The sequence below is a fragment of the Bacillus sp. FJAT-44742 genome, assembly GCF_002797315.1.
In the GTDB taxonomy this organism is placed as follows: domain Bacteria; phylum Bacillota; class Bacilli; order Bacillales; family Marinococcaceae; genus Thalassorhabdus; species Thalassorhabdus alkalitolerans.
Window position 1 is genome coordinate 3,206,590 of sequence record NZ_KZ454936.1, and the last position, 12,076, is coordinate 3,218,665.

Sequence of the window (12,076 nt, forward strand, 5' to 3'; positions counted from 1 at the left end):
TGTTTCAACTCCCTGAACCCCTATATCTATCTCCCTTTGTCATCATCCTGTTTTCTAAAAGTGAAATGACTCTTTCTTCTGATTTTGTTAAAATAAAAGTGAATAGTTTTTTCTATTTACTGCTCACACGAACGGCCATTCGTGCGAGCTTTTTACTTTCTCCCCCGAAAATTCTTCTATTTAATGATCCAGTGTCTTTCCACCGCTAATCCGAACATTGGACTCTTCATCAATGCCAAATTTCTTATCAACTCTGTCACTGATAATTGCGTTAAGGAAGAGGAGTACCACGAACATGACTACAGCTCCCTGCGCCCCCATGTAATAGTGAAGCGGCATACCCATAAAGCTAAATTGTGCAAAAAACTCTGCGAACGCCACCACCCCAAATGATACTAAAAACCCGATAGCCAGGAAGATTACCACAAGTGTCGTCCTTGTTTTGAAATAAGCATCTGCTTTCGCTTTTTCTACTTTTTGCATCATTGCACCTCCTTATTTAATACACTTCTTCCCCCTTCGTCCCTTTAGGTTAGAAGGGCACCACCCCCTTTAATATGAGTTATTATCAAACCTTTCCTGAAATGAATGACTGAGCAGTCAATCTGGCTGAAATGATGGTTGCGCGTGCCTGCATGTCTTGCAGATCAGAAAAGGTGTTTTCTTTTTAGCAATCAAGTAATTCATCACGAGAATTCCTGGAATAAACACAAGAAATATAATATGAAAGAAGTATCCTATGAGAAGAGCTGCCACTATCGGCATCGTTGAAGTTAAAAACATGTATCTCCATTTTAAAATGAGGAGAAGTTCTTCTTTCCCGCACTTGGGACAGGCAGCATAAGCTTGCTGCTGATTGCGAATTGTATGATTTGAAGCTTTAGCATTCATGCTTGTTACTCCTTTCTTTGTCATCCTTACCGAAGACTAAAGATAAATCGAATGGTTTCAAAAAAAGGCAGCGGCACCATAGCTATTTGGACGACCATATACAGGCCAATGACTCCAAACGGTACAGTTAAGAGAAGCGGCTTTTTGAAATAAATGGTTCCTACAATACAGAGCAAGGTTATTGTCAATAAGAGAATGAGCATCATGATGACCCCTTTCTTTTTTTCATTAATCTGGTAAAAACTGAATACTTGCTCAGCTTAACGACTGCCATAAAAGTTCACTCGCCTCATTATCCTCCCCTCTAGTGTATCTGGGAGGTTATTATTCCACTATGCTGTGAAGACCTGTCTTTCAATAAATGTATGCGTTTTCAAAATATCGATTCGAAAACCTTTTATTCTTCTTTTCTCTATGTTTCTACCTATCTTTCTATGTTACTCATTATTTCAAATTTTCTGATTCTTAGCAACAGGTTTTTTAAATTATTTTAAAAAAATTCTTTTAATAATGAAAATTAAAATAAATAGGACCCTGGATATGTTTACCAGAGTCCTTAATAGAGAGGGGAGAACGGAGGTGTTACACCTTTACCTTCTTCCCTTTTTTATTGGTTCAATTAAATTATTCTACGTCTTCTTCGTTTTCTTCAGGCTGTTCTTCTTCCTCGTCTTGAGTGTCATCCTCTTGAGGAAGCATTTCTTCTAAGTCTTCATCGCCTTGATCTTCTGTGTCAGCTTCTTCTTCTTTTGGCTCTTCTTTTGGCTCTTCTTCCTTCTCATCAGCATTTACGATTTCACTCATTGGCTGGTGAAGCATATCAACTGGATTTAATGCTTCTCCATTGCTTCGCACTTCAAAATGAGCGTGTACGCCAGCGTCAGTGTTATAAAGGTTACGGCCGGCCATTCCAAGAACGTCGCCTTGGGATACAGAATCGCCTTCTTCAACTTCAAGCTTTTCAAGACTGTTGTAAGATGTAACCAATCCATCTTCATGCTCAAGCTCGACAATATGGCCAAGCAGAGAATCTTTTTCTGCTTTTACCACTTCACCGCTTGCAGCAGCTGTTACTTCAAAAGTTTCATTGTCTTCTCTCGCTACATCGATTCCCTTGTTGTGGTAGTACATATTATTGTAATATACGAGTGCAGCTTGCTGTTCTTCTGTGGATGCTTCATGGTCGTAGTAATAGCCAATAATCTCTACACTATCTTCATCACTAACAGGCATTTGTAGATTCTCAGTCTCTAAAGCTACTTCAACTGCATCTTCTTCATTTTGAGACTCTTCGCCCCACTCTAAATCATCTGGCGGCAATGGTTCTTCTGCCTGGTCGGTCCCTGTTCCTTGAATGAAAAAGAACGAACCTAGTAAAATCGCACATGCACTTAGATAGACTGCAGGCCATACCCACGATTTTTTCATTGCGTCACGCAGCTTTGATGCCCTGGATTGAGATTCACGGGCAGCAGTGTGCTGTTTGTCTTCTTCTCTCATTTGATCATCACCTCAAAAACCATTCTGATCAAAACTGAGAGAAGATATACATGAATTTGGAAATTTTTTGTAAGGGTGCCTGGCACCCTTTTTGTAATAATAAGGTAAAGGCTGATAGCACAGGGCTTACAAGCTCATACTGTTTACAATTATATTACAAACCCCAGGGGTGCCAGGCACCTATAAATCTATGAAGCATCCTCTTCTCCGGTAACCATAGCTGTCAGGCGAGGAACGTATGGATCCACGACATCCACAGAAACTCCCTGGTAATAATGCTGAATGATGTCTTTATAACTTTTTCCTTCTTTGGCCATTCCATCGGCTCCGTATTGACTCATTCCCACGCCGTGGCCCCAGCCTTTCGTATAGACGACGACTTCATTTCCAAGCTGTTCAAAGGTAAAGTCACTGGAATCAAGCTCGAGCTTTTCCCGAACATCACGGCCATGAAAGGTTCTCTCTCCAATCACTACTTCCGACACCCGTCCTCCCTCTGTTCTCTCTACAATATCTCCAATTGCACTTTCTCCGAGCGTGATGCCAAGCTTCTGTTCAAATTCGGACTGAGTAAACCTTTTCGCATTTTCGTATCGAGGAGATTTCTGGTCCCAGGGACTTTCTACGCTTCGTAAATAAGGAATTTCATTTTCCCAGTAATCCTCAGAATTCTCAGTGTATCCGTTGCTCGTTGAAAAAAAGGCAGCCGTAATCGGTTCACCTTCAAATGTAAGCACCTGGCCCGCCGTTCCTTTTACCGCTTCTTCTATTTTGTTTATTTTCCACTCATACTCGCTGCCCCATTGCTCTTTCAATTCTTCTTTACTATGGTAGACCTGATGCATGGGAGTATCCGAAACCATGGCTCCGTCCGGCAGGTTGATGTCTACAGGCTGCAGGACCTGCTGTATGATGTAAGTTCGTGCTGTAAGGGCTTGAGCCTTCAATGCCTCCATTTCGAAGCTGGCGGGCATTTCTGAGGCCACTACGCCTGTTACATAATCTTCTAAAGGAATCTCCTCAATCATTTCACTTTTGCTCCTAAAAACACTTACCTCGAGGTTATCTGCCATATCGCTGACCTCCTCGGAACTTGTTTCTGCTTCTGTTAAGGGTGCTGTACCATCAGCTGACCCCACAGGAGCCGCGCCGCTTCCTGAAAAAGCAATGACCAGCAGAGCCGGCATCACTAATAATAAACCAGTAAAAACCAGTCCCAAGCATAACAGTTTTTTCATATGAATTTCCCCCATGAGCCAAGAGTCTTCATGCAACCCAGTGTTAACTTGTCCTGCCTGTACCTTTATTCCCAGCAGGACACAACTAAATAAGCTTTTCTTTTTCTGTATCAGCTTATGAATTCTAGGTCGGGGATAGAACAAGGATAGAAGGCAAAAACATACTCATGAAAGGAAAGAGGGATCTTGAAATGTTACAGGTATATTACAAACTGCTGTGGTGCCAGGCACCCTAAAAAAACGACCACTCCTTTGGTAGAGTGGTCGTTTTGGAAGGATTAGTTTACTGCTTTGTTGTTGCTGTTCATAGATACAACTTTGTCTTCTTCAATATCGCTTTCTTCAATAACTTTTACGCGCTCAATGCGGGCTCCGAGGCTTTTCAGTTTCTCGTGAAAGTTTACATAGCCTCTGTCAATGTGACGAAGCTCGGTTACGTGAGTCTCGCCCTCTGCAACAAGCCCGGCTAAAATAAGGGCTGCACCTGCACGCAGGTCTGTTGCAGATACTTCTGCTCCTTGAAGGCGTGTTGGTCCGCTGATGATCGCAGAGCGTCCTTCAATTTTAATACTGGAGTTCATACGACGGAACTCTTCTACATGCATAAAACGATTCTCAAATACTGTTTCTGTCACTACAGCTGTCCCTTTTGCCTGTGTAAGCAAAGCCATCATTTGTGCTTGCATATCAGTTGGGAAGCCAGGATGAGGCATTGTTTTCAGGTCAACCGGGCGAAGAATATCTGAGCCAATCACACGCATTCCGTTATCGTGCTCTTCGATCTTCACTCCCATTTCTCTCATCTTTGCCACTAGTGGACGAAGATGTTCAGTAAGAGCTCCCTCAACAAATACATCTCCGCGTGTAATAGCGGCAGCTACCATAAACGTTCCTGCTTCAATCCGGTCAGGGATAATAGTGTGCTCAGCAGCTTTTAAGCTTTCTACTCCTTCAATACGGATGCTTCCTGTACCTGCACCGCGTACCTTAGCCCCCATTGCATTTAAATAGTTGGCCAAGTCAACGATCTCAGGCTCCTCCGCAACGTTCTCAATTACTGTTGTCCCTTCAGCAAGAGACGCAGCCATCATAATGTTTTCCGTCGCACCTACACTTGGGAAATCTAAATAAATTTTCGCACCTTGAAGTCTTCCTTTTACCTTCGCTTCAATGTAGCCCTGGCCAATTTCCACTTTGGCTCCCATTGCCTCAAATCCTTTTAGGTGCTGGTCAATCGGGCGAGAACCTATGGCACACCCTCCAGGCAGAGCAATATGCGCATGCCCTTTTCTAGCAAGCAAAGGACCCATGACTAAAAAAGATGCTCGCATTTTTCTAACATATTCAAACGGTGCGTCTGTCCCAAGAGCACCTTCAGCGTTTGCAACAAACGTATTATCCTTATATTCTACATCCATGTTTAAGTGCGCAAGCACATTTTTCATTGTGTATACATCTGCTAAGGATGGCACATCATAAATTTTGCTTGTGCCTTCTTCGGCTAATAAAGAAGCTGCAATAACAGGCAGCACTGCATTCTTGGCGCCTTCTGCTTTTACAGTACCTTTAAGCCGCTTTCCTCCGCGTACAATAATTTTATCCAACGTATTCCCCTCCGCGTCCAATAATGATCCTAAATCTTTAAGGCAATTCTTAGAAGTCCCGATCGAGGCATGCCCTTTTTAAAATAGTTTCCTACAATACAGTTAGACAGGAATCTCGCCTTACTGTTATTCGTATTCAAAAAGGCACATGGGCGTGCTCTTTACGGGTAACGTTCTTAGCCCAATGTTTAGTAGTTGGTCAGTTGCATTTATAAAGTGTAATGACGGTCCTAGATTATGTCCGTAATGACAGCTGCTTTTTTTGTTCTTTTCATTTCAAACTTGTGTAACGGATAAAGGGAATTACCAATGGCGTTGTCTCACCTTTTTTCAAGGCATCTTCCTTTGATGATCTTCTTTCTGTAAAACCCCCACCGCTTTTCATCGCAGGCTTTCTTCACATTCTTTTTTCATTTTCTTGATTAATACAGGAAAGTAATAAAGGAAAACTGAATCTGCAATCTTGCTGCAATTATTGGCTTTTGACCCATAGCTTCTTTACCTCTTTCATGATTTCCTGCCTAATAATGGAAATACATGCATCCATACTGCACTTACCCCTTCTGATGGTCAGCAAAACTTACAAACCTGTACGTATTCCCGATGCCTATTTCTTCTGCCGAGTTATGTCCTTATCTAAATTGTGACCTGAACATAAGAGCTCATACATGGAAGAAGTAGTCAGCACCCGCTTTTTAGAACGAATACGAGGGCTTGCTTTGGTTAAAACAAATAACGAAGCATGAGTGACCAATTTAAATACTCCAGGAAAAATGCGCTCACGAGATGAGCTAGTGCGATTGTGACCAGGATCATAAGCATCTTTGCTTTTGGACCATCTGGCTGTCGCACAAAAACATCAAATCGGAAGCATTGTATGCTCCACCAAACAACCACCAAGAAAAAGAGATTGACGACGATATGTATGATAGCCTGTTGCCCTGCGGCATCTTCCATAACTCAAAACTCCTTACCGTCGAACTGACAATCCGAGAAGTATCATAGGTTAAATTCTGCCATATGAGAAGGGCCCATTTACCTATAAATTGCTTTTTTTAAAGAAAGCTTAATCTCTTTGTAATCAGCAATCCAATTTACATAATATCCTATCTCTTCTAAAGAATCTATAGATAATTTTTGTCGTTTCACAAAATATTATCAATTGGAAATGCTTACATTACTAAAAGAATACCATATTACGCTCTACGCTTTCTTTCGCAGGAAGGAGTCCCTGTAGACTGTCTCATACATACCTTTCTAGGATTGTTAATAACTGCTCTTATATCTTCTCTTCCCGCGAGACAGAGAATAAAACAGCTTTTTTCTCCGCGAACTCAAAGATTGTTACAATAATGTTACAACTAATACGGGTGCCAGGCACCACGGAAATGTTACATAATTGTTACAAATAGGTTACAGAGCAAATAAAAAAACGTACCTGAACGTCTAATGTTCAGGTACGTTTTTTTATTTATTTGTTATTCGCAACGTCAAGCCGTGTTGTTGCTCGTTTAAGAGCAAGCTGGGCTCTTTTGAAATCAATTTCGTCCTGTTTGGCACTTTCAAGCCGGCGCTCTGCCCGCTCTTTTGCAGCGCGGGCCCGGGCGACATCAATATCCGAAGGAAGTTCAGCAGCTTCAGCCAAAATGGTCACTTTGTCTGGACGAACTTCTAGAAATCCGCCGCTTACAGAAACGAGCTGAACATCGTTTGAAGATTTCTTCAAACGAATAGCTCCTACTGCTAACGGGGCAACCATCGGAATGTGATTAGGTAAAATACCGAGCTCACCGCTTTGAGCACGGGCGCTGACCATTTCCACATCCCCTTCGTATACTGTGCCATCAGGAGTTACAACATTGACATTCATAGTCGGCATGGTAATTCCTCCTTAACAGCATCCGGGCTTAGGACATGGCCTTAGCTTTTTCAAGCACATCGTCAATTGGACCTACAAGACGGAATGCATCTTCAGGAATGTCATCGTATTTACCTTCTAAGATTTCTTTGAAACCTTGGATGGTGTCTTTTACTTGCACGTAGGAACCTTTTTGTCCTGTAAACTGCTCAGCTACGTGGAAGTTTTGGGACAAGAAGAACTGAATACGACGAGCACGATGTACGACCAATTTATCTTCTTCAGATAGTTCATCCATACCAAGAATGGCGATAATATCTTGAAGCTCTTTATACTTTTGAAGAGTCTGCTGCACATTACGAGCTACCTCATAGTGCTCGTCTCCAACAATTTCAGGAGAAAGGGCACGGGAAGTAGATGCAAGTGGATCCACCGCCGGGTAGATACCCATTTCAGAAAGCTTACGCTCTAAGTTTGTGGTAGCATCCAAGTGAGCAAACGTAGTTGCTGGAGCCGGGTCAGTATAGTCATCCGCAGGTACGTAAATCGCCTGGATGGAAGTAACGGAACCTGTCTTTGTGGACGTGATCCGCTCCTGAAGCTGACCCATTTCCGTGGCTAGTGTCGGCTGATAACCTACCGCAGATGGCATACGGCCAAGCAAAGCTGATACCTCAGAACCAGCTTGTGTAAAGCGGTAAATGTTATCAACGAATAGAAGTACGTCAGCGCCTTCCTGGTCACGGAAGTGCTCAGCCATTGTTAAGCCCGTCAAGGCAACACGCATACGTGCACCAGGCGGCTCGTTCATTTGTCCAAATACCATGGCTGTTTTGTTAATAACACCAGAGTCTTTCATTTCATAGTAAAGGTCGTTACCTTCACGAGTACGCTCACCTACACCAGCAAATACGGAGATTCCCCCGTGCTCTTGCGCGATGTTGTTGATAAGCTCCTGGATTAATACGGTTTTCCCTACACCGGCACCACCGAAGAGGCCGATTTTACCACCTTTTACATAAGGAGCAAGAAGGTCTACTACTTTAATTCCAGTTTCGAGAATTTCCGTTTGTGTGGAAAGCTCTTCAAATTTTGGAGATTCACGGTGAATTGGATCCTTGCGCACTCCTGGTGCCATTGGCTCGTCCAAATCAATTGTTTCTCCTAATACGTTAAATACACGGCCGAGTGTTTCATTTCCAACTGGCACTGTAATTGGAGCGCCTGTATCTAATGCTTCCGCACCGCGAACGAGGCCGTCTGTAGAACCCATCGCTACGGTACGCACAGAGTCATCACCTAGATGCAATGCGACCTCTAATGTAACCTGTAAGTCAACAGAGTCAGCAGATGACGCCTTTTGGTCGACAGTCAGGGCGCTGTCAAGTTCAGGAAGCTTACCGCTTTCGAACCTAACATCAACAACTGGACCCATAACTTGTGTGACGTATCCTTTGTTCATCTCTTTCCCTCCTAGCCTGATAGAGATGTGAAATGTCTATTCTTGTGCCGCGGCACCGCCGACAATTTCACTGATCTCCTGGGTTATCGCTGCTTGTCGTGCACGGTTGTACGACAAGGTTAATTCCTCAATAATGTTGCCGGCATTGTCTGTTGCCGAGCTCATAGCAGTCATCCGGGCACCGAACTCACTCGCTTTTCCGTCCAATAATGCCCCGTAAATTAAGCTCTCAGCATATTGGGGAAGAAGCTGCTGAAGAATGACTTCTTCAGACGGCTCGTATTCGTATGACTGTTTTATATTTTCTTCTGCTAGATCCGTAAGAGGCAGAAGCTTTGTTTCAGTCACTATTTGAGAAATCGGGCTGACAAAATGGTTGTACCATAAGTACAGCTGATCGACTTCTTCATTAGCGAACATATCTACCGCAGTGCGGGTTAAATTCTTGATATCGTTAAAGGAAGGATCATCTCCAAGACCTGTGATTTCAGAAAAGATTGGTACTCCTCTTCTTTTCAGCAAGTCTCTGCCGATTCGTCCTATCACAATTACTCCGTACTCGTCTGTTGAATTGTGACGTTCATCTACTTTGTTGAAGAAGTCACGCATCAAGCTAGAATTATAACCGCCCGCTAATCCGCGGTCAGATGAGATTACGATATATCCGGTTTTCTTTACCGGGCGCTCTTCTAACATGGGATGGCTTACATCTGTACTGCTTGATGCGATGCTTGCCACCACATCGCGGATTTTTTGCGTGTATGGATCATAGGACTGCGCTTTTGATTGTGCACGGTTAAGCTTAGCCGCAGAAACCATTTCCATCGCTTTTGTTATTTGCTTCGTCTTTTTTGTCGAAGTTATCCGCGTTTTTATTTCGCGCAAAGAGGCCATCTTTGTTCACCACCTTCTTGCTGGGCTGGTCATCCAAACAACATTCTCAAATTATTTTTTAGTTACGTTAAACGTCTTTTTGAATTCTTCGATCGCTTTATTAAATTCATCAGCGTCAGGAAGATTTCCCGTTTGACGAATGCTGTCAAGAAGATCTTTATTGTTATGCTCAAAATGAGTCAGCATTTCTGATTCAAAGCGGCGCACGTCATCAACTGGGATATCATCGATAAACCCTTTTGTAAGGGCATAAAGCACGACAACCTGTTTTTCAACAGCTAGAGGTTGGTGAAGTCCTTGCTTAAGGATTTCAACCGTCCGCTCCCCACGATTAAGCTTCGCCTGGGTAGCTTTATCAAGATCAGATCCAAACTGCGCGAAAGCTTCAAGCTCACGGAAAGCAGCCAGGTCAAGACGCAGCGTACCAGATACCTTTTTCATTGCCTTAATCTGGGCAGAACCACCAACACGGGATACAGAGATACCTGCGTTAACCGCTGGACGTACACCTGAGTGGAATAAGTCAGACTGCAGGAAGATCTGTCCATCCGTGATGGAAATAACGTTTGTCGGAATGTATGCAGAAACGTCCCCTGCTTGTGTTTCGATAAATGGTAAAGCAGTTAATGAACCTGCTCCTAGTGCATCACTGAGCTTAGCGGAACGCTCAAGCAAACGGGAGTGCAAGAAGAATACATCCCCTGGGAAGGCTTCACGGCCTGGAGGACGACGAAGAAGCAAGGACAGCTCACGGTAAGCGGCTGCTTGTTTACTCAAGTCATCATACACAACAAGAACATGCTTGCCATTGTACATAAACTCTTCACCCATTGTTACCCCTGCATATGGAGCAAGGAACAATAGCGGTGCCGGGTCAGAAGCACCTGCATTTACAACAATCGTGTAATCAAGAGCACCTTTTTGACGAAGGGTTTCCACAACCCCTGCAACGGTGGATTCCTTTTGCCCGATTGCAACGTAAATACAAATCATATTTTCTTCTTTTTGGTTAAGGATCGTATCGATCGCGATTGCCGTTTTACCAGTTTGACGGTCACCAATGATTAACTCACGCTGTCCGCGGCCTACTGGAATCATGGAATCGATCGCTTTAATACCGGTTTGTAGTGGTTCATGAACAGATTTACGGTCCATAACCCCAGGTGCCGGACTTTCAATTGGACGGCTTTTAGACGTTTCAATTGGTCCTTTTCCGTCTACAGGTTGTCCAAGTGGATTTACAACACGGCCAAGAAGCTGCTCCCCTACAGGAACTTCCATGATGCGGCCTGTACGTTTTACTTCATCGCCTTCACGAATCTCGGAATACGGTCCAAGGATTACGATACCGACGTTGTTTTCTTCTAAGTTTTGAGCCATGCCCATAATGCCGTTTGAAAATTCGAGAAGCTCACCAGCCATTACGTTTTCAAGGCCATGAGCACGGGCAATACCGTCACCGACTTGGATAACAGTACCCACTTCATTCATTTCCACATCAGATTCAAAATTCTCAATCTGCTGCTTTATGAGAGAGCTAATTTCATCAGGTCTAATGCTCATTTCGTTCACCCCTATCTTCTATCGTCTTCCGGAGGTAAGCTCGCGTTCAATGCGGGTAAGCTGGCCTTTTACACTGCCATCAAAGATTTTGTCCCCAATTCGGAGCTTGACGCCGCCAATGAGACTTTTATCAATTCTGTTTTCAATGTATAAAGTTTGCTTCCCAACCTTTTTTGCGAAGCTTTCAGAGATTCTCTTTTGTTCTTCCTCATTAAGAGGTTTTACCGTGTAAACAATTGCTCTGCCTACACCTTGTTCATCATCGGCTAATGCCTGGAATTTATCTACCATTGGCAGTACTTCATCAATGCGGTTTCGTTCAAGGAGGAGGAGAAGGGTATTGCGAACTGTGCTGCTTAGTGGGGAAAAGCTTTCTTTAATTACTTCTTTCTTTTTCTCCATATCCACCTTTGGGTGATTTAATAAGCCTTGCAGCTTTTTGTTATCCTGAAATACTTTTTGCACTGCATTCAATTCATCACCAATTTGAGTAAGTGTTCCTTTTTCCTTCGCCAGCTGAAAGAGAGCCACACCATAACGATTTGCTATTGCGCTCATACTTTCTCGCCTACTTCTTTGAGATATTCATCGATAAGTCTTTCTTGCTCTTTCTCATCAAGTTCTTTCTCAATAACTTTCGTTGCAATCAAGACAGATAAGGACGCCACTTGTTCACGTACAGAAGAAATAGCTTGTTCCTTTTCATGGCTGATTTCAGCTACAGCATCGTTTTTGATACGTTCTGCTTCTGACTTCGCCTGGGCAATAATTTCTTCGCCCTGCTTTTCACCAGTTTTCTTTGAATTTTCTATAATGGATTGAGCCTCTTCACGAGCACGCTCAATTTCCTTACGCTGGTCTTCTAAATACTGTTCAGATTCTTTACGATTCTTCTCAGCTGTTTCAATTTCATTGGCGATATGTTCTTCACGGTCTTTCATCATGTTCATGAGAGGTCCCCACGCAAATTTACGAAGGATAGCCAATAGTATAATGAAGGTTACAAGCGAAAATATCGTATCGCCCCATGTAATTGTATCAGGCATAGGATTCACTCCTTTCAGCA

At 43.2% G+C, this 12,076-nt stretch carries 13 protein-coding genes; all 13 read right to left on the minus strand.

The annotated features are described in order from the left end of the window. Positions 1–180 precede the first annotated feature (180 nt). The 13 genes from CEF17_RS15765 to atpF all read right to left on the minus strand — a co-directional run bounded on the left by CEF17_RS15765 (position 181) and on the right by atpF (position 12,056). Positions 181–483 (minus strand): DUF4212 domain-containing protein, encoded by a 303-nt coding sequence (locus CEF17_RS15765; RefSeq protein ID WP_054637085.1) that lies wholly within the window; start codon positions 481–483, stop codon positions 181–183. 117 nt (positions 484–600) lie between these two features. Next, positions 601–891, minus strand: a complete 291-nt coding sequence (locus tag CEF17_RS15770) for a hypothetical protein (protein ID WP_100400375.1) — start codon at positions 889–891, stop codon at positions 601–603. 26 nt (positions 892–917) lie between these two features. After that, positions 918–1,094, minus strand: a complete 177-nt coding sequence (locus CEF17_RS20140) for a hypothetical protein (protein WP_198153545.1) — start codon at positions 1,092–1,094, stop codon at positions 918–920. 421 nt (positions 1,095–1,515) lie between these two features. Beyond that, the gene (locus CEF17_RS15775; RefSeq protein WP_100400376.1) at positions 1,516–2,391 is read right to left on the minus strand and encodes a M23 family metallopeptidase; all 876 of its coding nucleotides are present in this window, start codon (positions 2,389–2,391) and stop codon (positions 1,516–1,518) included. Positions 2,392–2,579: 188 nt separating this feature from the next. After that, positions 2,580–3,629: a stage II sporulation protein D gene (gene spoIID / locus CEF17_RS15780; protein WP_100400377.1), complete on the minus strand. Its 1,050-nt coding sequence runs from the start codon at positions 3,627–3,629 to the stop codon at positions 2,580–2,582. Positions 3,630–3,907: 278 nt separating this feature from the next. Next, positions 3,908–5,233: a UDP-N-acetylglucosamine 1-carboxyvinyltransferase gene (gene murA / locus CEF17_RS15785; protein ID WP_100400378.1), complete on the minus strand. Its 1,326-nt coding sequence runs from the start codon at positions 5,231–5,233 to the stop codon at positions 3,908–3,910. 723 nt (positions 5,234–5,956) lie between these two features. Next, complete coding sequence (locus CEF17_RS15790; protein WP_054637080.1) at positions 5,957–6,190, minus strand: DUF1146 family protein; 234 nt, start codon at positions 6,188–6,190, stop codon at positions 5,957–5,959. Positions 6,191–6,704: 514 nt separating this feature from the next. Next, a complete protein-coding gene (locus CEF17_RS15795) occupies positions 6,705–7,112 on the minus strand; it encodes a F0F1 ATP synthase subunit epsilon (RefSeq protein WP_100400379.1) in 408 nt (135 codons plus the stop codon). Positions 7,113–7,140: 28 nt separating this feature from the next. After that, complete coding sequence (atpD, locus tag CEF17_RS15800) at positions 7,141–8,553, minus strand: F0F1 ATP synthase subunit beta (protein WP_100400380.1); 1,413 nt, start codon at positions 8,551–8,553, stop codon at positions 7,141–7,143. Positions 8,554–8,589: 36 nt separating this feature from the next. Then, the gene (gene atpG / locus CEF17_RS15805) at positions 8,590–9,447 is read right to left on the minus strand and encodes an ATP synthase F1 subunit gamma (protein WP_100400381.1); all 858 of its coding nucleotides are present in this window, start codon (positions 9,445–9,447) and stop codon (positions 8,590–8,592) included. Between the two features lie 51 nt (positions 9,448–9,498). Then, positions 9,499–11,010: a F0F1 ATP synthase subunit alpha gene (gene atpA / locus CEF17_RS15810; protein WP_100400382.1), complete on the minus strand. Its 1,512-nt coding sequence runs from the start codon at positions 11,008–11,010 to the stop codon at positions 9,499–9,501. 18 nt (positions 11,011–11,028) lie between these two features. Next, the gene (locus tag CEF17_RS15815) at positions 11,029–11,568 is read right to left on the minus strand and encodes a F0F1 ATP synthase subunit delta (protein ID WP_100400383.1); all 540 of its coding nucleotides are present in this window, start codon (positions 11,566–11,568) and stop codon (positions 11,029–11,031) included. Then, on the minus strand, positions 11,565–12,056 hold the full coding sequence (gene atpF, locus CEF17_RS15820; protein ID WP_054637076.1) for a F0F1 ATP synthase subunit B: 492 nt from the start codon (positions 12,054–12,056) through the stop codon (positions 11,565–11,567). Before atpF ends, CEF17_RS15815 begins: the two co-directional genes overlap by 4 nt. Between the last annotated feature and the right edge of the window lie 20 nt (positions 12,057–12,076).

Coding starts and splice junctions, on each gene's coding strand:
- CEF17_RS15765 (WP_054637085.1), bottom strand. CDS start 483: ATGCAAAAAGTAGAAAAAGCGAAAGCAGATGCTTATTTCAAAACAAGG.
- CEF17_RS15770 (WP_100400375.1), bottom strand. CDS start 891: ATGAATGCTAAAGCTTCAAATCATACAATTCGCAATCAGCAGCAAGCT.
- CEF17_RS20140 (WP_198153545.1), bottom strand. CDS start 1,094: ATGCTCATTCTCTTATTGACAATAACCTTGCTCTGTATTGTAGGAACC.
- CEF17_RS15775 (WP_100400376.1), bottom strand. CDS start 2,391: ATGAGAGAAGAAGACAAACAGCACACTGCTGCCCGTGAATCTCAATCC.
- spoIID (WP_100400377.1), bottom strand. CDS start 3,629: ATGAAAAAACTGTTATGCTTGGGACTGGTTTTTACTGGTTTATTATTA.
- CEF17_RS15790 (WP_054637080.1), bottom strand. CDS start 6,190: ATGGAAGATGCCGCAGGGCAACAGGCTATCATACATATCGTCGTCAAT.
- CEF17_RS15795 (WP_100400379.1), bottom strand. CDS start 7,112: ATGCCGACTATGAATGTCAATGTTGTAACTCCTGATGGCACAGTATAC.
- atpD (WP_100400380.1), bottom strand. CDS start 8,553: ATGAACAAAGGATACGTCACACAAGTTATGGGTCCAGTTGTTGATGTT.
- atpG (WP_100400381.1), bottom strand. CDS start 9,447: ATGGCCTCTTTGCGCGAAATAAAAACGCGGATAACTTCGACAAAAAAG.
- atpA (WP_100400382.1), bottom strand. CDS start 11,010: ATGAGCATTAGACCTGATGAAATTAGCTCTCTCATAAAGCAGCAGATT.
- CEF17_RS15815 (WP_100400383.1), bottom strand. CDS start 11,568: ATGAGCGCAATAGCAAATCGTTATGGTGTGGCTCTCTTTCAGCTGGCG.
- atpF (WP_054637076.1), bottom strand. CDS start 12,056: ATGCCTGATACAATTACATGGGGCGATACGATATTTTCGCTTGTAACC.